Source organism: Bacillus sp. (in: firmicutes), assembly GCA_017656295.1.
GTDB lineage: Bacteria > Bacillota > Bacilli > Bacillales > JACDOC01 > JACDOC01.
The window spans coordinates 474,438-492,888 of record JACDOC010000001.1; the positions used below are offsets into that span (position 1 = coordinate 474,438).

Here is an 18,451-nt window from a genome sequence, read left to right on the forward strand (position 1 = left end):
TGTAGGAAAGGTGTGATACAATAAGGTTGGAGAATATAGCTAAAAAGGAAGTAAAACCATTCCTTCTTTGTTGGAAAGGGTGTTCATCATGTATTTTGTGGATCGCCAAAAAATTGAACAAACGCTTCAATTTTACGATCGGCAATTAGAATTATTAGAAAAGGAAGCTAGTTGGGAAACGGATGTACAAAAAGCAGCCTTAGAACGGATTTGTCACACTATCATTGAAGCAGTTTTAGATGTGGGCAACAGTATGATTGATGGCTTTATTATGCGAGATCCAGGCAGCTTTGAAGATATTGTTGATATTTTACTCGATGAAAAAGTGATTACTGAAGAAGTTGAAAAAAGCTTAAAGCAAATCATTGGTTGGCGTAAACAACTAGTACAAAACTATATGGAAGTCGACCACGAAGGGCTATCCAATACGTTTCAGCAGCATTTGAAGCAAATCCGTCCATTCAGTCAAATGGTACGCAATTATTTAGAAACCGAATTAGGGCCAGTTTCTGCATTCAAAAATTAAGCAAGGACGCTTTCGTTATGAAAGCGTTTTTATTTGTTGTACACGTACAATAGGGTGAAGTATATCATCAGATAAAATAAGTGGAAAATGCAAATAATGTCGACAAAACTGTAAAAAAGTTAAGGAAAACTGAAAATAATCCTTGCTGAACCGGGAAATAAATCGTTACATACGAAAAATAATCTACTAAACAAAGGTATCAACTAAGAGGAGTGAGACAAATATGAAATCATACAAAGGATATTTAATCGATTTAGATGGCACGATGTATCGCGGAAAAGAGAAAATTGAAGCAGCTGGCCGATTTGTTCACCGACTTATTGATAAGGGACTTCCTTATTTATTTGTGACGAACAATTCATCACGAACACCTGAACAAGTTGCTGAAAAACTGAATCGATTTGACATCCCAACCCGCCCTGAGCAAGTGTTTACAACTAGTATGGCTACCGCTAATTATATGTATGAACGAAAACCGAACGCAACCGTTTATGTTATTGGAGAAGAAGGAATTCGAACCGCTTTATTAGAAAAAGGATTTAAGCTTGTTGAAGAAAAACCAGATTTTGTCGTCGTCGGTATTGACCGTTCGATAACGTATGAAAAGCTGGCGCTCGCTTGCTTAGGTGTTCGTAACGGGGCAACGTTTATTTCAACGAATGGAGATATTGCAATTCCAACTGAGCGTGGCTTGTTACCTGGGAATGGTTCATTGACATCTGTTGTTACCGTCTCTACCCAAACGGAGCCTATTTTTATTGGAAAGCCTGAACCAATTATTATGGAACAGGCTTTAAAAGTGCTTGGCACATCAAAAGAAGACACCATTATGGTCGGAGATAACTACCATACGGACATTTTAGCGGGTCTTCGTACGGGAATCGACACCCTGCTAGTTCATACAGGAGTAACGACAAAAGAAGCGTTAAAAGAGGTTGATTTCCAACCAACCTATACGGTCGATTCTCTTGATGATTGGACAGTATAATTAATAATTAATAGGCTCTGTTAAGCGATACTGTTGATATTTATACATTACGCTTGTGGCGGACGGTTTCCGCGGGCAAGCCGCAAGGTGCAAGCCGCTTCCCTCGCTACGCTCAAGTAAGGGTCTTGCGGCTTCTTGTTCCCGCTGGAGTCGCCGCCGTGTGAATAACTTGCTAAAAATCAACAATGACTTATAACAGAGCCAATTAATTAAAAAGGTATCGGGAAACACCCGATACCTTTTTAATCATCTTCATCGATAGAATGATGAGCTAACCGGCTGGAGGCGGCTGCCGCAATAGCCCCGACGATATCGTCTAAAAAGGTATGACACATTCTAGAAGATTTATCATTAAGTTTTTTTAATATTCCAGGCTTTTGTTTATCGATGTAACCGTAATTCGTAAACCCAATCGATCCGTACACATTGACGATAGAAAAGGCTAAAATCTCATCGATTCCGTATAGCCCTTCATCGACAGAAATGATCGATTGTAGTGGTTCATTAAGCAACTTTTGTTCCGCTAATTTATCTAACTGAATACCAGTTAAAATGGCATTTTGTACTTCCCGCTTGGAAAGGACGCGTTCCACGTTATATATACATTCTTCTATTTCTAATTTGGGGTAGTATTTTTTTTGAAGGAACATCACCAATTCAGCAATATCCTCAATTTTAACCCCACGCTCGTACAACCATTGTCTAGCTACTTGCTTGGTACTCATTTTATTTTGTTCAATCCCCATTTTATTTCACCTTTTCTAATAGAATTTAAATCAATATATGACAATATTGAGTCATTTATACGGACAACCTTTGTCTTCAATTGCATATTGGTTTTTACCTTTCGCATATATTTGAAATAAAGAACAATTTCAAGTCGTATTTATATTTCCTCAGAACAAAGAAATTCAAACACCAAAGGAGGAGGAAGATGACCCACCCTATCTTGGAAAAGTATTTTTCCATAAAAGGAGCCCAACCTGTTCATTGGAAAGATGGGTATGAGACGTATATATATAACGGTTTTCTATATAGTATTGTGATGGTTACACATGTGGAACAAGAAACAATGGAAGAATTATACGAAATGTCGGAACACCTAGTGAAAGAAGGGGATCGTTATGTTGCCACGTTCGTATTATCAAAACAAAATAAATTTTTAGTCACTGAAAAAGATCAAGATTTCGTCTTATTGAAAGCGCCGTTGCGCTATGCTCCATCTCACGTACGTTTTGGAAGAAAATTAGGGAAGCTTCATCGCATGGGTCGTTCCATTCAAAAAACAATTACAGCCACTAGTCGTATGGGACAATGGAAAGATCTCTGGAGCAAAAGGCTACAGCAAATGGAAAACGTTTGGAACGAAATGGTGCGTGAACATCCCAATACTCCGTTTACGAAATACTTTGTCGAATCGTTTCCGTATTATTTAGGATTAACCGAAACAGCCATTCAATATTTAGTCGATACGGAAATTGATGATAAACCTCTTGCTCAAGATGCCGGCACGATATGTCACGAGCACTTTTATGATGACGCATGGGGTAAAAAGTATTGGATCCATCATCCATTTGATTGGGTATTTGACCATGCAAGTAGAGATTTGTCCGAATGGGTGAGAGGAAAGTACTTTCGGTTTACGTCTACTTTTCATCCGGATGTCGAACAGTTTTTTGGAGAATATCAAACAGTAAATTCTTTGTCGTCCTTTTCATGGCGACTATTATATGCACGTCTATTGTTTCCGCTTCATTACTTTGAATGCATTGAAGAATATTTTTTAGTGGCGTCAGAACAAAAACAAAAGCAATTAGAAGAACAATTAGAAAAATGTTTACGTTATTCAACGGATTATGAGCGCTTTTTATCATCATTTTATCATGTGGCCCGCGTCCCTTTACGAAAGTATAAGATTCCGACAATCAAGTGGCTTGGAAAGCCTGTATTATAGTGATTATTCTTATGCTACAATAAAGAAAAAAAGAAAAGGGTCGAAGCAACATGACAAAACCATACGTTTTTATCACACGCAAATTACCAGATGAAGTAGTCGAACCGTTATCAACATTAGCTCATATCGAAATGTGGCCATCGGAAGACGAAGTTGTACCTAGAGACCTTTTATTAGAACAAGCCGCTCAAGCGAATGGATTGCTCACGATGCTCTCCGACCAAATCGATGAAGAGTTGTTCGAGAAAGCTCCGAAATTACAAGTGGTTGCTAATTTAGCTGTAGGATATGACAACATTGATGTCATAGCAGCACGAAAAAGAGGAATTATCGTTTGTAATACTCCGGATGTGTTGACCGAAACAACTGCTGACTTAACATTTGCTCTTCTTATGACGACTGCAAGAAGAATCGTGGAAGCGGACCGGTACGTACGAGAAGGACATTGGAAAAGTTGGTCACCGTTATTACTTGCTGGGACCGATATTCACCATAAAACGATTGGGATTTTTGGTATGGGGAAAATTGGCGAAGCGGTTGCGCATCGGGCGAAAGGTTTTCATATGAATATTCTTTATCATAACCGTAAGCGGAATGAACAAGCTGAACAACAACTTGGAGCGATCTACTGTTCCTTTGAAGAGTTATTATCGGAATCGGATTTTGTGGTTTGTCTGGCGCCACTCACGGAGCAAACGAAAGGAATGTTTAATTATGATGCGTTCCGTCGGATGAAACGTTCAGCTATTTTTATTAACGCGGGGCGTGGTCCGATTGTCGTAGAACAAGATTTAATCCGCGCGTTAGAAGAGAAAGAAATTCGTGGGGCAGGATTAGACGTGTTTGAAAAAGAACCTATTGATGAACATCATCCGTTGTTATCTTTCCCAACTGTAGTTGCCCTCCCACATATCGGAAGTGCTACAGAGGAAACTCGTTATGGTATGATGCAATTGGCCGTTGAAAATATCATGGCTGTTTTATCAGGAAAATCGCCTAAAACGCCTGTGAAATAAAAAAATGATCGGGATCTACCCGATCATTTTTTATATTAGAATACTTGTTCTACTTCAACGACGCCAGGAACTTCTTCAAGAAGAGCGCGTTCAATACCAGCTTTTAACGTAATAGTGGAGCTTGGGCAGCTACCACATGCACCTAAAAGGCGAAGTTTGACGACACCGTCTTCTACGTCAACAAGCTCACAGTCTCCTCCGTCGCGAAGTAGGAATGGGCGTAATTTATCTAATACTTCTTGTACTTGTTCTTTCATTGTTTGATCAGACATTACTATCGACTCCTTTCCTTATTACCATTATAATGACATTTCACAAAAAAATCTATTGAAGAATTAAGAAGTACGCTATTACCCAAAACCCTTCTTCATATGTTTAGAAATTTAGCACACTTTCATGTACAATATTAGTGAATCAACAAAGGGGGAAACGAAATGGAAAAAGTAGCTGAAATTGTCGTTTATGGGGCCGAACAAGTTTGCCCTAGCTGTGTGAACTTACCTTCATCCAAAGAAACCTATGAATGGTTAGAGGCTGCCATATCACGTAAATTTCCAAATCAGCCGTTTACGATAAAGTATGTTGATATTTTTCAACCTCCAGAAGATGAAGAAATGAAAGCTTTTGCGATACGAGTGATTGAAGAAGATTTATTTTATCCCGTAGTTGTCATTGAAGGGGAAATTGTGGGAGAAGGTAATCCGAAGCTAAAGACGATATATGCCAAATTAGAAAAATACGGATATCGCGCGGAATAAAAAATTTCTAAAGGAAAAAATAAAAAGAACAAGAGCTATCGTTTCCAGTAACGGAGACGCTAGCTCTTTTTTGATTATCCGTTATGATATTTGTACATCCAAAGAATACCGGACTTTAGTAGGCGTGCAACCCGTCCAGTAATCGCTCGGTCGGCGACAAGGCCAAACCCGTGTTTTTTCCCAAGGGAGCCTAATACACCTTTTAATTTAATCTGCGGTAGTTCTTCCGGAAGCTCTTCGCCTTTCCAGCGTTTAAGTAACACTTGGACAATTTGCTCTGCTTGACCTTCAGCTAATTGCGCACTTGGTGCATGTGGTAAGCTAGCACAGTCGCCTACAACGTACACATGTTCATCGTTAGGTAAATTATGATATTTCGTTAAAATGACCCGACCTTGAGGATCTTTTTCTACATCCAATTCGCGAACGATACGGTTCGGTTGAATACCTGCAGTCCATACAATGACGTCGCATTTAACCGGCTCATCATGATTGTATAAAACGGTTGGCTCAACTTTCGTTACGTTCGCGTTGTTAATGACTTCTACTCCGTGTGTTTCAAACCAGTCTTGAACGTACGTGCTTAAGCGATCTGGGAATGAAGATAAAATGTGTTTTCCACGGTCAAATAATTTAATATGCAGGTCCGGCCGACTTTCCCGTAACTCGCTGGCTAATTCAACGCCGCTTAGTCCAGCACCGACAATTCCGACAACAGAATTTGCTGGTAAGTTATTTAACGCTTGGTACGTGTCTCGGGATTTCTCAATGGATTGAATGCTATACGTGTACTCTTTGGCACCTGGAACGTTATGATATTTATCTTCGCAGCCAAGACCAATAATTAAATCATCATAAGAAATTGATTCTTCATCTTTTAAGTGAACGAGCTTATTTTCTAAATCGATGCCTGTGACTTCCGCATACTTAGCGGTTAACCGTGGATGTTCTGGGAAAGGCACCCGAACATGGTGATCAGAAATGGTTCCAGCAGCTAGTGCGTAATATTCCGTTTTTAAACAATGGTACGGCACCTTGTCTACCAGTGTAATGGAAACGTCTTCCGGTAGATTGTTTGGTAATAAACGGAGGAGAACGCGCATATTTCCATATCCTCCACCAAGAAGCACTAAATGTTTCATGAAAATTTCCCCTTTTGCACAATGCTTATATCTGTCTTGATTCAACTGTGCTTTTTTTCAAAAAATACGTATTTGTCAATTAGTTTTTCTTTTCCATAAAAAAGTATAGCGAAATCCCTGCAAATTCACAACACAATTAGGGAAAATTATTCAAAATCTGACATACAGCTTAATTCATTGACGTGTCTGAAGAAAAAAGGTACGATAAACAATTAGTAGAGGGGTGATCAAGTTGATTAAACCGATTATTGAGTTTTGTGTAAGTAACCTTGCGAGCGGTGCCCAGCGCGCAAGAGAAATACTAGAGAAAGATCCAGATTTAGATATTGTCGAATATAGTTGTTTAGGCTATTGTGGGAAATGTGCGGAAACGTTATATGCACTCGTGAATGGAGAAATGGTCACTGGAGAAACACCAGAGGATTTAGTTAAAAATATTTATAAATATTTGGAAGAAAATCCGATGTTTTAATAAAAAAGCAATCTATTACCAAGGAAGGGATTGCTTTTTTAGTTGGTGGCACTTTTTTTGTATGCTTCCCGCGTTAGGTACCATTGTTCACGAGCCATCTCAACTATCCGTTTTTCAATCGTATGCTTTCGTAATTGAAACACGCGGGAGAAATAAGAAGCAGCTTGAATGTATTGTCCTGTACGACGTGATAATTCCCCAATTAAATATAAGAGTTTGACTTCGGACATTCCATAGCGTGGGACGTCTTCGATCAGATAAGCATTGACATATTCTTGAACAGCTAATTTTAAAAAGCGCTGTTCTTCTTCATGGTTGTTCATTATTCGGTAAAGCCAAGCTGTCCGTAAGTACAAGCCAGCGATCACAATATGTTTTTCTTTTTTTTCAATACCGCAAAAGATAGCTAATTTGTATGTATTTATTGATTCTTCAATCGTTCGGTGTCCTCCGTAATTTTTAGGTGTCCATCGTTCAAACAACGTAAGCGCTAATTTGTCTTTTATAGCTGGAATAAATTTTGGATAAAAATCGTCCGTAAATGAGTATCCACAATGAGGACAAACGTGAACATTATATATCAAAGGATTTAGTTCTTTAGAAATGTATAACGGACAAAAATCGGTATCCAGTCCTTTTAATTTTACGAATCTGGACCGAATTTTGGTTGTTGTAAATGGCTGTTCACAAAGATGGCAGCTAATATTTCGTTCAAAGTAAGGAGATAGTATTTCCATCATTTCACCTTCAGTTATTACTTTTTCGTTCGATTAACTTAGGTCGTTATAACTATACTTTGATTATAATGTGTGTAGAGTGAAAAAAGAACTAGGTTTGATAAAAAATGGGGAACTCAATTAGTTGAGGGACAAAAGAGAAAGGGATATACTAGTAGTAAAACCTCACTTTTGAATGTTTGGAGGTGGAAATGATGAACGATGTCGTGATTTTGACTGAAGCAGCGGCGTTTCAGATTAAAGATATGATGAAGCATAATGAAGAAGAAGGGGCATACTTACGTGTGACTGTAAAAGGGGGAGGTTGTAGCGGCCTTTCCTATGGAATGGGATTCGACCATGAAGTTAAAGAGGGAGACATTCAATTCGAGCAGCACGGATTGAAAATTTTAGTGGACAAAGAAAGTGCGCCGATATTAAAAGGAACAACGATTGATTATAAGCAATCTTTAATGGGCGGCGGTTTTACCATTAATAATCCAAACGCAATTGCAACATGTGGTTGCGGTTCTTCGTTCCGAACAGCTACCAATACCGGGACGCCTGAGGAATGTTAGGTTTAGTCAAATAATGACGAATAAAAAACCTAAAACCACAAGTTTACGGTTTTAGGTTTTTTCTGTTTTTATTTCTGATCAAACATCGACGTGCTGTGCATCGGTTGCAGACGAGCTTTTGGATCCATGTATGCTTTCGCGTTATTGACCGCTGTTGGAGCTTCACCAAAACCACAAGCGATCAGTTTGACCTTCCCCTCATATGTACAAATATCACCAGCCGCATAAATACCTGGAATATTTGTTTCCATTTTGGAGTTCACAACGATCGAGTTTTTCTCAATGTTTAGCCCCCAATTTTTAATAGGGCCTAGGGAAGAGACGAATCCGTAATTCACAATGACCGCATCAACATCTAGCGTTACTTTCTTAACTCCACGTACTTCATCTAGTATTACTTGTTCAATGTATTCTTTTCCCACTAATTTTACTGGAATAAACGGCGTCATAATGTGGACACGTGAGTTTTTTAAGTTTTCGACACTATGCTCATGGGCACGGAATTTGTCGCGACGGTGAACAATAGTGACCTCTTTAGCAATCGGCTCCAGCATGAGCGCCCAATCGACCGCCGAATCCCCGCCTCCGCATACAACGACACGTTTATCTCGAAATGATTCTAAATTGTCGACAAAATAATGAAGGTTTTTCCCTTCGTATTGTAAGGCTTCAGGCAAATCTAACTTTCGTGGCTGAAAAGCTCCATTACCGGCTGTTATAATAATCGTTTTGGAAAAGTGAATTTCTTTATTCGTCGTAATTTTAAATGTTCCATCTTCTCGTTTCTCGACATGTTCAACGGCTTGTTCTAGACAAATTGTTGGGTCAAACTTACTCATTTGTTCTTTTAAATTATCGATTAATTCTTGGGCTCGAACTTTTGGAAATCCGGCCACATCATAAATGTATTTCTCTGGATAAAGAGCCGATAATTGACCACCTAGCTGTGGCAAGCTTTCAATAATTTTGACCGATGCTTGCCTCATTCCCCCATAAAATGCAGTGAATAATCCAGTAGGACCGCCACCGATAACGGTAATATCATACAATTTTGCATCTTCTTTCAACCGTGATCCCTCCCATTTTAAAACCTTTACCTATATCATATCATATAAATTTCTTCCATTTATCATGAACAACTTGTACTACAAGTGTTGATATATTAAAGAAAACGCTTTCTTTATTTGTTTTCATAATTTTCTAAAGTTAATCTTCTTCGGAATATACCTTGAAAAACGATGTTAAAAAGAATAATATGTAATGTAGGCATAATGTTAAGATTTTATGACAATTTTTTATCATTTTTTTGTTTATATTCGTGAAGTATATCACAAAGGGTAGCAGTGTCCAAAAAATTAGAAAAAGGTGGATGTGATCGATTTGAGAAAGCCAAAAGTTGTAGTGTTAGGTGCAGGTTATGGTGGATTAATGACAGTAACACGTCTTCAAAAGTTAGTTGGTGTAAATGAAGCTGAAATCGTTTTAGTTAACAAAAACGATTACCATTATGAAACAACATGGCTTCATGAAGCTTCTGCTGGTACGTTACATCACGACCGTGTTCGTTACGATATCCGTGACGTCATCGACCGTAACAAAGTTGAATTTATTCAAGCAACCGTTGAAGACATTCATCCGTCTGAAAACAAAGTTATCCTTGACAGCGGTGAAATTGAGTACGACTATTTAGTAGTTGCTCTTGGTGCAGAGCCAGAAACATTTGGTATTCAAGGTCTAAAAGAGCATGCTTTTTCTATTTCAAACGTCAATTCGGCGCGTCAAATTCGTGAGCATATTGAATATCAATTTGCAACATATAACACTGAAGAAGAGAAGAAAGATGAACGCTTAACAATTGTTGTTGGTGGTGCTGGCTTTACTGGTATCGAGTTCCTTGGTGAACTTGTAAACCGTGTTCCTGAGCTTTGCCGTGAATACGATATCGATTTCGAAAAAGTTCGAATCGTATGTGTTGAAGCAGCTCCAATGGTTCTTCCTGGATTCGACCCTGAGCTTGTTAAATATGCAACAGCTCGTTTAGAAAGTAAAGGGGTAGAATTCCGCATCGGAACAGCTATTAAAGAAGTGACTGCTGACGGAATTATCGTTGCCAAAGGTGAAGATGAAGTTGAAGAAATTAAAGCCGGTACAGTTGTATGGGCAGCAGGTGTACGCGGTAACTCCATCATTGAAAAAGCTGGATTTGAAAACATGCGTGCCCGCGTAAAAGTAAATCCAGATCTTCGTGCACCTGGTTACGACAACGTGTTCATTATCGGTGACTGCTCATTAATTATTAACGAAGAAATTAACCGTCCATACCCTCCAACAGCTCAAATTGCGATGCAGCAAGGGGAAGTGTGTGCTCGCAACTTAGCCGCTTTAATTCGTGGAAAAGAAGAGCTTGAGACATTCAAACCAGACATTAAAGGTACGGTATGTTCATTAGGTGAAGACGATGCAATCGGTATCGTTTTTGGTAAAAAATTAATGGGTACAAAAGCGGCATTCATGAAAAAAGTAGTTGACAACCGTGCGCTTTACATGATTGGCGGTACTTCACTTGTGTTCAAAAAAGGTAAATTTAATTTCTTTTAATTAACATAAAATGAACCTTAGCTCTCCACTGGGGGGCTAAGGTTTTTTATGTTTGGGTACATTCTATCTTTTCTAAAAATGTTGTAAATCTGGACAAACGATTGAGGGAATTGGGCATATTGGATGAGAAACTGGACCAATCTTGGTGAAAAGTAGGAAAAAATTCAGTGAAAGTGGACAATTCAAAAAAGGAAATCGACTAAGTACCGGCGAAAAAACTGACAAATCGCATGAAAAAAATTCGGAACAGTTTGCCCATCGCAGTTGTTGCAGGTCTCTATATGAAAGGGGAGTTGGGTATGCCAAAAGATCTTGGTTCTGTATGGTTAGCAGTAGCCGGTTGGTGTCAAGACGAAATGGGACGCTGGTTAGTGGTGAAAAAGAAGTATGGAGGACTTAAGGGAAAATGGTCGTTACCTGCTGGATTTGTACAAAAAGGAGAAACGGTCGATCAAGCCGTAGTACGAGAAGTGAAAGAAGAAACAGGTATCGACACTGTTGTGAATGGACTCGTTGGTTTACGTACAGGGGTGTTACATGATGACATTAGCGATAATTTGCTCATCTTTTCGTTAACGCCACAACATGTCCACATTCAAAAAAATGAGGTTGAAATGGAAGAAGTTCAATGGATAGACCCAGAAGACCTTTTACAAGATCGTAGCGCCTCGATTATTCTTCACGAACTGATAAAAGATAAAATGATATCAATTAAAAAGGATAAAGGATCGTTAAATCCAGGAAATCACTTTAGATACAAAGACTACAAATTATTTTTATAAATTTTCAAAAAACTAAAAAATAATAAGATATACAAAAGAAAATAAAGATGTATCCGTTTTCATTAACTCATATCGGTTCTCTTCCGTCTTTCCTTCAATCGAAGATGATGATATATTATCAGAAAATTCTAAAAAGGGAGATGGAAGAGATGAGAGAAAAACAAATGAATAGCTGTCCGTATTGTTCTGGGAATGGGTATTTTCAATTAGTTCTTGGTGGTTCAGAAACCTGTCCTAGTTGCGGTGGTAGTGGAAAGAAAAAAGATGAATAAATCAACATTTGCCTATTAGATTTACAATCAATGCAAAAACTCCTCTTGGTTGACTCCATCCTAAACATTGAGTACACTTTTACTTAGTGTTTAGGAGGTGTTGACCTATGATGGATATTCCAAGATTGATTATCTCAATGCTCTTGTTTTTCGTTCTTTTCTTCGGCATTGGCTTTTTATTGAACATGTTGCTTCGGATGACATGGATTATGGCCTTTATTTATCCGATTGTAGCAATTTTTATTGTGAATAACGAAGTTCGTTTCATCGACTATTTTACAAATACACAGGAATCGTTTCGGTTGCTTGGAGAAAAATTTAGTCGACTCGCTCCAGCTGATGTCATTATTTTATCAAGTGGCTTAGCAGGAGCCATTGTAGCAGGAATTACGATGAAAATTTTACGTAAAAAAGGATACCGAATGTTTTAAGCCTCACGAACAAGTGAAGGCTTTTTTATTTTTTATGAATAATTAACATAATTTTCCGACATATCCATCGTTTTTTTTGTTTTTATTGTATATTTTCACTCCTTCCTGGGAAGTAATAGACCTGGGAGGAGTGAATGTTAATAATGGATAGGACCAAAAAATGGTTAAAAAGAACGTTTATGACCGTGTTGTTTATGTTAGCTCTTTTAGTTACATATCAATCCATTTCTGGAGTAAAGGCCAAAACGTTAGCTAACTGGATTTACTACCAAGCATCGCCTCTTTGGAAAGATAGTAAAGACGTAGAACTTCATCAAGGACGACAATTTAGTTTAAAAGAGAAGATGTTGAAGTATTTTGCTCAAACAAACGTAAAAATTTCCGCTAGTAAACCTGTTATAGCGACTCCATCCCTTGAAGAAGAGTTTGATTGGAGTCAATATCCGAAAAAAACAGTCGTCGCTACAGGCTATACAGCTGGATTCGAATCAACAGGGAAACATCCGAATCACCCTCAATATGGAATCACCTTTTCGGGAGTTAAGGTAAAGCGTGATTTATATTCCACCATCGCAGCGGATACTCGAGTGTTTCCGATTGGAACGATTTTGTTCATTCCTGGTTACGGCTTTGGGGTAGTAGCTGATACCGGTTCAGCGATTAAGGGTAACAAAATTGATTTATATTATGAAACGGTCGAAGCTGTTTATGAACAGTGGGGAAAGAAAACGGTGGATGTGTACATCATACGAATGGGTGAGGGCAGATTAACAGAAGATGAATTAATCGCGCTGAATGAAGAAGAGTCTATGCAAGTTTTCCGCCAAGCCTATATACAACCAAATAAAAAATAACGTTTAAGTTTCCGTTTTTGTAGAGAAAAGCCTTACATTAAATAAATAATAAATTACGCGATAATCAACAGTAAATCACATAGTAATTTGCACAAAAAAGCTTGAGGAATATTTGTCCTCAAGCTTTAAATTTACTATTCTTTCGTACAGATATTTTTAAAATAAACGTACACTTTTTTTATTGATTCACCTTTTTATCGATTAAAAGGTGGAAGTAAGGAAACGGATTCGTACACTTCTGGATGAAGCAGTCGCCCTAACTTTAATATTCCTTCAAAGAGACGTGGGGACGGACGGCAAAACAGCTCCTCTTCTAATACATATATACGATCGTTTTGAACAGCTTCTAATTGCTCCCAGCCAGCTCTTTTTTTCACCACAGCAGGCTGAACTTTTTCCGTGCGTACGCCGACCCATGCTAAACAAATGTAGTCTGGATTTCGGTTAATCACGTCGTTTCCGTCCGTTTGGATGCTAGCCAGTGGAACATCCGCAAACACATTTGTTCCTCCAACTAGTTCACTTACTTCCGTAAGCCAATTCTTTTTTCCAGGTGTAAAAATCGGCTTGGGCCACCATTCGAAATATAAGCGTCGTGTGGTCTTACATTGTGAAGCAGCTTGGCGAAACATATTCAATTGTTCCTGATACGCATAAAAAACATTTTTTGCTTGTACTTCTACCCCACATGCTTGACCGAGTGATAGAATGTCACGTCCGATCTCCTCTAGTGAAGATGGATTTAAGACGATGTAAGGCAAATATCGTTTCTCAAGCTCTTCGATGTTTTTTTCCATCCCAGGAACACTTAACGAGGCTACCACTAAATCAGGCTCGAGTGCTTCGACTTCATCCATACGAATCGATAGATCTGGACCAACTCGTGGTAGGTGTTGAAGTTGTGGGGGCCAATCTGAATAATCGTCGAGTGCTACAATTTTTTCTTCCAATCCTAAATAAGTCAACAGTTCTGTGTTGCTCGGACAAATCGATACGATTTTCATGTTTCCATCCCCTTAGTGAATATATTGACATAAGAAAGTGAAAAGCACGCTTTGTTTGTTTGCGTGCTTTTTGTCCTGCTGCTTCTTTAAAAGATAAAATAATACAAAATGAGCGTTAGTAAGACCCCAGTTAATCCACCAAAAAAGACTTCTATCGGTTTATGTCCTAATAGTTCTTTTAATTCCTTTTGTTTTTCTTGTTGTGGTTTCTTTGGCCATCCTTTTACTTCTTCGACGAATTTATGAAAATCAGCGACTAACTGATTGAGCACAATGGCATGCTCTCCTGCTTGACGGCGAATGCCAGTAGCATCAAACATGACAATAATGGCAAAAATGGTCGCGACTGCAAATAATGGGGAGTCCAGTCCCGTTTCCAAAGCGACACCAGTTGCTAAGGCAGTGACCGCAGCTGAATGAGAGCTTGGCATACCACCGGTCGAAGTCATTAAGGACCAATCCAATTTTCGGCTGGCAATAAATTGAATTGGCACTTTTATAAATTGGGCAAAGAAGATGGCTGTTAATGAGGTCAAAAGAGGGAAGTTTGTCAATAAATCCATGGTGAATGAAACATCCTTTCGACTTCGTCATTAATGAGGTATATGTAATCCTCATAAAAAGAGGTGATTGTATGAATGATTTTATCGAAGAAACATTTCGAATTTTCAAACAAACATTCAACAAAGGTGACTACTATACGTGTCATGATTATTTAGAAGAAATATGGATGATTGATAAACAAAATTACTTAATTAAAGGAATGTTACAAATGTGTGTCGGTCTTTACCATTATAGTTATGGGAACATAAAAGGAGCTCGTATGATGTTACAATCTGCCCATCATTACCTTACCCATACAATGGAAACGATGGATGGAGTCAACGTACAAGAAGTTTGTCAGTACATTGACCAATGCCTTTTCATTATACCACAAACGGTGGAACTAGTGCCTTTTGAAAAAATCAAATCTCTCCCACCATTGCCGAGTTTTCTTTTCCCATAGATGATATTTTTTAGATAGTCGAAATAGCTTTTGTTATAATGAAGAAGGAGGTGTCGAACATGTTTGAATTTTCGAATGGAAACGGGTTTAATTCACAAAACGAATGCTTAATTGTCGGACTTTGGGATGTACCTGATAAGTTTGGAGATAGTTTAAAAGAATTAGATGAGCGTTTTCATGGTCAATTAACAGAGCTAGTAAAAGTGGGCGATCTCTCGGCGAAGCGAAAGGAAGTCACAAAAATTCATACGTTTGGCCATATTAAACCGAAACGGATTGTTTTTGTCGGATTAGGTAAAAAAGACATTTCGTTCGCCGCTTTAAAAGAAGCATTTGGACGAACGTTTTCATCTATAAAAAAATGGAAATATACATCTGCTACTGTACTACTAGATACATTTGTGAATAATGACTACTCTGCAGTAGATGTAGCGCATGCGCTCGCGGAAGCTTTTGCTTTATCTACATACGAATTTGCAGGATACAAGCAAAAAGGAAACGAACCGGAAAAAATGGTGGAAACGATAGAAGTCATGTCTTCGGCAGATAAAGAAGAAGTCTTGAGTGCGTTAACGGTCGGTTATGTGTACGGAAAAGGAACAAATACAGCACGAACATTAGTGAATACACCAGGAAACCTTTTAACTGCAACGGATTTAGCGAATTTTGCGGTCGACTTAGCGAACAAATACGACTTTGAAGTAGAAATTTTAGAAAAAGAAGACATGCAAAAGCTTGGCATGGGGGCCTTTTTAGCGGTTAACCAAGGGTCGGCGGAACCGCCAAAGATGATTGTTTTAAAATATCAGGGAAAAGAAGAATGGACCGACGTTATTGGGCTTGTCGGAAAAGGGATTACGTTTGATACAGGTGGATATTCCCTCAAACCGAAGACAGGCCTTGTTGAAATGAAAACAGACATGGGCGGAGCGGCTGCTGTGTTAGGAGCAATGGAAATCATCGGTGAGCTACGTCCAGAACAAAACGTCGTGGCAGTGATCCCAGCTACCGATAATATGATTAGTGGTTCAGCGTTTAAACCAGATGACGTTATTACGTCGATGAGCGGAAAAACGATCGAAGTGTTAAACACTGATGCGGAAGGTCGTTTAGCACTAGCTGATGCTATTACGTATGCGAAATACCATGGGGCGAACTACTTAGTCGATGTAGCGACATTAACAGGTGGGGTTATTATCGCCCTTGGATTAGATAAAACGGGTGCACTTACAAATAACGAAGACTTATTTGAACAAGTGCTCGAAGCCTCCTTTGAAGCAGATGAATTTATTTGGCGTCTCCCATATACAGAAAAAGATAAGGAACGCGTTCGTAACAGTAAAATTGCCGATTTAAACAATTCTCCAGGACGTGAAGGACACGCAATTATGGGTGGAGCTTTTATTGGCGAATTTGCTGAAGATACGCCATGGGTACATCTTGATATCGCTGGTACAGCAACTACAAAAGTGAACCATGATCTCGGTCCAGCAGGTGGAACTGGTGTGATGACTCGTACACTTGCGCTATTTGTAGAACGATTTGAACCAATTAGAAACAAATAAATGATGGATAGTCATATGGAAACGTTTGGGTTAGATCCCAAACGTTTTTGTTTAAATAAACAAATGATGGCTTCCTTTAGGTTGGAGGAGAAAAAATCGGGGTGTTACTTCATTTTTTATTACATACAAAAATACTTTCCGTAAAGAGTATTACTTGCCAAGTAGAAGAAATACTTGCGGAAATGGAAACAATACTTGACATAACCCCTAATTCTAAGTGAAGTTTACTTGCTGCTATGAAGCAATTTACATCTCATATCGGCGTTGGACTAATAAGAATAAATTTTATTAATGGAAAATTATTTCATTGACTGTTGAATCCATCCGTGCTATTTTAGGAAACGTATTTTATTTCTCTACCAATTTACCAAGATAAAGTGTTAACAGCTGAAAGGAGTTCTTATTCATGAATGGCGTTGTTATAGCAGTCATCACTATGCTCGCGCTTAGTTTACTACGAGTGAATGTCGTATTTGCCCTTCTAGTTGGTGCGTTGGTGGGTGGTCTCACTAGTGGAATGTCCATCAATGAGACCATTGAAGCTTTTTCTTCAGGTGTAGGAAACGGAGCAGAAGTCGCGTTAAGTTATGCGTTACTCGGTGCTTTTGCTGTTGCAATATCCAAAACAGGGCTTCCAGAAGTACTTGTTCAATTCTTGTTAAAAATAGTTGCAAAAAAAGGTGATCGTACAGGAAAAGCATTATCAAAAGCAGTGATTGTTTTATTTGTGTTAATCATGTCTATTTTTTCACAAAACTTAATTCCGATTCACATAGCTTTTATCCCAATTTTAATTCCACCGTTATTAAAAATTTTAAATGAACTTCAAGTAGACCGTAGGCTCATTGCATCCGTTTTAACCTTTGGTCTCACTGCTCCTTATATTTTGTTACCTGTTGGATTTGGGCGAATCTTTCATGATATTTTAGCAACGAACATGGCTGAAAGCGGAATGGAAGTGGATGTGACACAAATTCCCCTAGCGATGCTTTTACCAACACTTGGCCTTGTTGTAGGATTAATTTTTGCGATATTCGTATCCTATCGGAAACATCGTCGCTATGAAACGATTCATTCTGAAGAACTGTCTGTTGAATCGTATTCGAAAATAAGCGTTATATTTTCTATTGTCGCGATCATTATTGCCTTAGTTGTTCAGTTGCAATTCGATTCCATGATTTTCGGTGCATTTGCGGGAATGCTTGTATTATATGCCAGTGGTACAATTCGCTTAAGTGAAGCCGATGAGCTGTTAACTAGTGGTATGAAAATGATGGCGTTTATCGGATTTGTCATGATTACGGCTTTTGGATTTGCAAGTGTGTTAAAAGCTTCAGGAGAAGTAGAGTCCCTTGTAAATGGGGCAGCCAACTTAATAGGAGGAAATCAATCCATTGCCGCACTTCTGATGCTCATCGTTGGGTTACTTGTGACGATGGGGATCGGCTCTTCTTTTTCGACGATTCCAATTATCACAACGATTTTTGTCCCATTAGCGTTAGAACTTGGCTTTAGCCCAATGGCGACTATTGCCTTAGTCGGTACAGCCGCTGCATTAGGAGATGCTGGTTCTCCTGCTTCTGATTCGACCCTTGGACCGACATCCGGATTAAATGTCGACGGTCAGCATAATCACATTTGGGATACGTGTGTTCCAACCTTTTTACACTACAATGTACCATTAATTATTTTCGGATGGCTTGCGGCGATTCTTTTATAATTCTGACCGTTCCTTTATTTTTTGAGTGAATTATGTTATGGTGTAACGTAGTCTTTACATTACCATCAG

Annotated in this window: 23 protein-coding genes; 15 read left to right on the top strand and 8 right to left on the bottom strand. The window is 38.7% G+C overall.

The window, feature by feature from the left end; genetic code table 11:
- The first annotated feature begins 88 nt into the window (after positions 1-88).
- Both H0Z31_02345 and H0Z31_02350 read left to right on the top strand, forming a co-directional pair.
- On the top strand, positions 89-526 hold the full coding sequence (locus tag H0Z31_02345) for a DUF86 domain-containing protein (GenBank protein MBO8176274.1): 438 nt from the start codon (positions 89-91) through the stop codon (positions 524-526).
- A gap of 223 nt (positions 527-749) precedes the next feature.
- Positions 750-1,514, top strand: coding sequence for a TIGR01457 family HAD-type hydrolase (locus H0Z31_02350; protein MBO8176275.1), 765 nt, complete (start codon positions 750-752; stop codon positions 1,512-1,514).
- Here H0Z31_02350 and H0Z31_02355 read toward each other — a convergent pair whose 3' ends face one another.
- Together H0Z31_02355 and H0Z31_02360 are read right to left on the bottom strand one after the other, a co-directional pair.
- Positions 1,515-1,745: a hypothetical protein gene (locus tag H0Z31_02355; GenBank protein ID MBO8176276.1), complete on the bottom strand. Its 231-nt coding sequence runs from the start codon at positions 1,743-1,745 to the stop codon at positions 1,515-1,517.
- Between the two features lie 11 nt (positions 1,746-1,756).
- A complete protein-coding gene (locus tag H0Z31_02360) occupies positions 1,757-2,260 on the bottom strand; it encodes a phosphatidylglycerophosphatase A (protein MBO8176277.1) in 504 nt (167 codons plus the stop codon).
- A 188-nt stretch (positions 2,261-2,448) separates the two neighbouring features.
- Between H0Z31_02360 and yutH the strand changes: the two genes are divergently transcribed.
- The gene (yutH, locus tag H0Z31_02365) at positions 2,449-3,468 is read left to right on the top strand and encodes a spore coat protein YutH (protein ID MBO8176278.1); all 1,020 of its coding nucleotides are present in this window, start codon (positions 2,449-2,451) and stop codon (positions 3,466-3,468) included.
- Between the two features lie 50 nt (positions 3,469-3,518).
- On the top strand, positions 3,519-4,484 hold the full coding sequence (locus H0Z31_02370) for a D-glycerate dehydrogenase (protein MBO8176279.1): 966 nt from the start codon (positions 3,519-3,521) through the stop codon (positions 4,482-4,484).
- A 35-nt stretch (positions 4,485-4,519) separates the two neighbouring features.
- Here H0Z31_02370 and H0Z31_02375 read toward each other — a convergent pair whose 3' ends face one another.
- Positions 4,520-4,756, bottom strand: coding sequence for a NifU family protein (locus H0Z31_02375; protein MBO8176280.1), 237 nt, complete (start codon positions 4,754-4,756; stop codon positions 4,520-4,522).
- A gap of 162 nt (positions 4,757-4,918) precedes the next feature.
- On the opposite strand from H0Z31_02375, the gene H0Z31_02380 reads away from it, so the two are divergent.
- Entirely contained in the window at positions 4,919-5,242 is a 324-nt protein-coding gene (locus tag H0Z31_02380) for a YuzD family protein (GenBank protein MBO8176281.1), read from the top strand.
- Positions 5,243-5,316: 74 nt separating this feature from the next.
- On the opposite strand, the gene H0Z31_02385 is transcribed toward H0Z31_02380, so the two are convergent.
- Positions 5,317-6,384 (bottom strand): NAD(P)/FAD-dependent oxidoreductase, encoded by a 1,068-nt coding sequence (locus H0Z31_02385; GenBank protein ID MBO8176282.1) that lies wholly within the window; start codon positions 6,382-6,384, stop codon positions 5,317-5,319.
- Between the two features lie 232 nt (positions 6,385-6,616).
- Here H0Z31_02385 and H0Z31_02390 point away from each other — a divergent pair, with 232 nt between their 5' ends.
- Positions 6,617-6,856 (top strand): YuzB family protein, encoded by a 240-nt coding sequence (locus H0Z31_02390; GenBank protein MBO8176283.1) that lies wholly within the window; start codon positions 6,617-6,619, stop codon positions 6,854-6,856.
- Between the two features lie 38 nt (positions 6,857-6,894).
- Here H0Z31_02390 and H0Z31_02395 read toward each other — a convergent pair whose 3' ends face one another.
- Positions 6,895-7,593, bottom strand: a complete 699-nt coding sequence (locus tag H0Z31_02395) for a DUF2225 domain-containing protein (GenBank protein MBO8176284.1) — start codon at positions 7,591-7,593, stop codon at positions 6,895-6,897.
- Positions 7,594-7,787: 194 nt separating this feature from the next.
- Between H0Z31_02395 and erpA the strand changes: the two genes are divergently transcribed.
- Positions 7,788-8,150 carry an iron-sulfur cluster insertion protein ErpA gene (gene erpA / locus H0Z31_02400; GenBank protein ID MBO8176285.1) on the top strand — a complete coding sequence of 121 codons (363 nt, stop codon included), beginning with the start codon at positions 7,788-7,790 and terminating at the stop codon, positions 8,148-8,150.
- 68 nt (positions 8,151-8,218) lie between these two features.
- Here erpA and H0Z31_02405 read toward each other — a convergent pair whose 3' ends face one another.
- Positions 8,219-9,217 carry an NAD(P)/FAD-dependent oxidoreductase gene (locus H0Z31_02405; GenBank protein ID MBO8176286.1) on the bottom strand — a complete coding sequence of 333 codons (999 nt, stop codon included), beginning with the start codon at positions 9,215-9,217 and terminating at the stop codon, positions 8,219-8,221.
- A 313-nt stretch (positions 9,218-9,530) separates the two neighbouring features.
- Here H0Z31_02405 and H0Z31_02410 point away from each other — a divergent pair, with 313 nt between their 5' ends.
- The 5 genes from H0Z31_02410 (at position 9,531) to H0Z31_02430 (ending at position 13,087) form a co-directional block, all read left to right on the top strand.
- Positions 9,531-10,748 (top strand): NAD(P)/FAD-dependent oxidoreductase, encoded by a 1,218-nt coding sequence (locus H0Z31_02410; GenBank protein MBO8176287.1) that lies wholly within the window; start codon positions 9,531-9,533, stop codon positions 10,746-10,748.
- Positions 10,749-11,047: 299 nt separating this feature from the next.
- Positions 11,048-11,530, top strand: coding sequence for an NUDIX hydrolase (locus H0Z31_02415; protein MBO8176288.1), 483 nt, complete (start codon positions 11,048-11,050; stop codon positions 11,528-11,530).
- Between the two features lie 107 nt (positions 11,531-11,637).
- Positions 11,638-11,802 carry a YuiA family protein gene (locus H0Z31_02420; GenBank protein ID MBO8176289.1) on the top strand — a complete coding sequence of 55 codons (165 nt, stop codon included), beginning with the start codon at positions 11,638-11,640 and terminating at the stop codon, positions 11,800-11,802.
- A 137-nt stretch (positions 11,803-11,939) separates the two neighbouring features.
- Complete coding sequence (locus tag H0Z31_02425) at positions 11,940-12,233, top strand: YuiB family protein (GenBank protein MBO8176290.1); 294 nt, start codon at positions 11,940-11,942, stop codon at positions 12,231-12,233.
- 143 nt (positions 12,234-12,376) lie between these two features.
- Entirely contained in the window at positions 12,377-13,087 is a 711-nt protein-coding gene (locus H0Z31_02430) for a 3D domain-containing protein (GenBank protein MBO8176291.1), read from the top strand.
- Between the two features lie 194 nt (positions 13,088-13,281).
- Here the strand turns inward: H0Z31_02430 and H0Z31_02435 are convergent, their stop codons facing one another.
- Positions 13,282-14,091: a cobalamin-binding protein gene (locus H0Z31_02435; protein ID MBO8176292.1), complete on the bottom strand. Its 810-nt coding sequence runs from the start codon at positions 14,089-14,091 to the stop codon at positions 13,282-13,284.
- An 86-nt stretch (positions 14,092-14,177) separates the two neighbouring features.
- Positions 14,178-14,654 (bottom strand): divergent PAP2 family protein, encoded by a 477-nt coding sequence (locus H0Z31_02440; GenBank protein MBO8176293.1) that lies wholly within the window; start codon positions 14,652-14,654, stop codon positions 14,178-14,180.
- A gap of 71 nt (positions 14,655-14,725) precedes the next feature.
- Here H0Z31_02440 and H0Z31_02445 point away from each other — a divergent pair, with 71 nt between their 5' ends.
- The 3 genes from H0Z31_02445 (at position 14,726) to H0Z31_02455 (ending at position 18,382) form a co-directional block, all read left to right on the top strand.
- Positions 14,726-15,097 (top strand): DUF309 domain-containing protein, encoded by a 372-nt coding sequence (locus H0Z31_02445; protein ID MBO8176294.1) that lies wholly within the window; start codon positions 14,726-14,728, stop codon positions 15,095-15,097.
- Positions 15,098-15,156: 59 nt separating this feature from the next.
- A complete protein-coding gene (locus tag H0Z31_02450) occupies positions 15,157-16,662 on the top strand; it encodes a leucyl aminopeptidase (GenBank protein MBO8176295.1) in 1,506 nt (501 codons plus the stop codon).
- A 406-nt stretch (positions 16,663-17,068) separates the two neighbouring features.
- Entirely contained in the window at positions 17,069-18,382 is a 1,314-nt protein-coding gene (locus tag H0Z31_02455) for a Na+/H+ antiporter family protein (protein MBO8176296.1), read from the top strand.
- Positions 18,383-18,451 lie beyond the last annotated feature (69 nt).

Excerpts from the sequence above, each read along its gene's own strand:
- H0Z31_02345 (MBO8176274.1), top strand. The coding sequence starts at position 89 with ATGTATTTTGTGGATCGCCAAAAAATTGAACAAACGCTTCAATTTTAC.
- H0Z31_02350 (MBO8176275.1), top strand. The coding sequence starts at position 750 with ATGAAATCATACAAAGGATATTTAATCGATTTAGATGGCACGATGTAT.
- H0Z31_02360 (MBO8176277.1), bottom strand. The coding sequence starts at position 2,260 with ATGGGGATTGAACAAAATAAAATGAGTACCAAGCAAGTAGCTAGACAA.
- yutH (MBO8176278.1), top strand. The coding sequence starts at position 2,449 with ATGACCCACCCTATCTTGGAAAAGTATTTTTCCATAAAAGGAGCCCAA.
- H0Z31_02370 (MBO8176279.1), top strand. The coding sequence starts at position 3,519 with ATGACAAAACCATACGTTTTTATCACACGCAAATTACCAGATGAAGTA.
- H0Z31_02375 (MBO8176280.1), bottom strand. The coding sequence starts at position 4,756 with ATGTCTGATCAAACAATGAAAGAACAAGTACAAGAAGTATTAGATAAA.
- H0Z31_02380 (MBO8176281.1), top strand. The coding sequence starts at position 4,919 with ATGGAAAAAGTAGCTGAAATTGTCGTTTATGGGGCCGAACAAGTTTGC.
- H0Z31_02385 (MBO8176282.1), bottom strand. The coding sequence starts at position 6,384 with ATGAAACATTTAGTGCTTCTTGGTGGAGGATATGGAAATATGCGCGTT.
- H0Z31_02395 (MBO8176284.1), bottom strand. The coding sequence starts at position 7,593 with ATGGAAATACTATCTCCTTACTTTGAACGAAATATTAGCTGCCATCTT.
- erpA (MBO8176285.1), top strand. The coding sequence starts at position 7,788 with ATGAACGATGTCGTGATTTTGACTGAAGCAGCGGCGTTTCAGATTAAA.
- H0Z31_02415 (MBO8176288.1), top strand. The coding sequence starts at position 11,048 with ATGCCAAAAGATCTTGGTTCTGTATGGTTAGCAGTAGCCGGTTGGTGT.
- H0Z31_02420 (MBO8176289.1), top strand. The coding sequence starts at position 11,638 with ATGATATATTATCAGAAAATTCTAAAAAGGGAGATGGAAGAGATGAGA.
- H0Z31_02425 (MBO8176290.1), top strand. The coding sequence starts at position 11,940 with ATGCTCTTGTTTTTCGTTCTTTTCTTCGGCATTGGCTTTTTATTGAAC.
- H0Z31_02430 (MBO8176291.1), top strand. The coding sequence starts at position 12,377 with ATGGATAGGACCAAAAAATGGTTAAAAAGAACGTTTATGACCGTGTTG.
- H0Z31_02435 (MBO8176292.1), bottom strand. The coding sequence starts at position 14,091 with ATGAAAATCGTATCGATTTGTCCGAGCAACACAGAACTGTTGACTTAT.
- H0Z31_02440 (MBO8176293.1), bottom strand. The coding sequence starts at position 14,654 with ATGGATTTATTGACAAACTTCCCTCTTTTGACCTCATTAACAGCCATC.
- H0Z31_02445 (MBO8176294.1), top strand. The coding sequence starts at position 14,726 with ATGAATGATTTTATCGAAGAAACATTTCGAATTTTCAAACAAACATTC.
- H0Z31_02450 (MBO8176295.1), top strand. The coding sequence starts at position 15,157 with ATGTTTGAATTTTCGAATGGAAACGGGTTTAATTCACAAAACGAATGC.
- H0Z31_02455 (MBO8176296.1), top strand. The coding sequence starts at position 17,069 with ATGAATGGCGTTGTTATAGCAGTCATCACTATGCTCGCGCTTAGTTTA.